Genomic DNA, 501 nt, shown 5'->3' on the forward strand with positions numbered 1-501 from the left:
TGAGTGCTCGTGCGAGCAAGGCCGAGCGGCGCGCACCCAAAACGGCTTCGGGCAGCAAGGGGATCTGGAAGAAAACCGCGTAACTGCTCCGCAGAAACTGCGTCGGAGATCGTAGGGCATGGGTAAACACCACCTCGGGATGGGGCGCATTCAGGATGACGAGCTTGTCCAGGCGATGAGTCAACTTTGCCCCGGCGGCCCAAGCGACGATGCCGCCCCAGTCATGGCCGACGAGGTGAAACCTTCCGATGCCGAGCGCGTCGGCCAGGGCGACGACATCGCCGAGGAGCTTGGGGAGCGTGTACTCGCGGATGCCCTCTGGCTTGTCGCTGGTGTTGTAGCCCCTCTGGTCGGGAACGATGACCCGATATCCGGCGGAAGCGAGCGTACCGATCTGCCGTCTCCAGCCGATCCAGAAGTCCGGGAAGCCGTGCAGGAGCATGACCGGCTTACCCCCGGCAGGCCCGGCCTGAACGACATGAAGCCGAATGCTTCCGGCGT

Annotated in this window: 1 protein-coding gene; it reads right to left on the reverse strand. The window is 64.3% G+C overall.

Features of this window, described 5'->3' with window-relative positions; genetic code table 11:
* Window positions 1-442: alpha/beta fold hydrolase (locus NKI59_RS35070; protein ID WP_352709097.1), on the reverse strand; the 442-nt coding region annotated here is incomplete at its 3' end.
* Between the last annotated feature and the right edge of the window lie 59 nt (window positions 443-501).

Origin of the sequence: Mesorhizobium sp. M0598 (assembly GCF_040320865.1) — a bacterium.
Classification (GTDB): domain Bacteria; phylum Pseudomonadota; class Alphaproteobacteria; order Rhizobiales; family Rhizobiaceae; genus Mesorhizobium.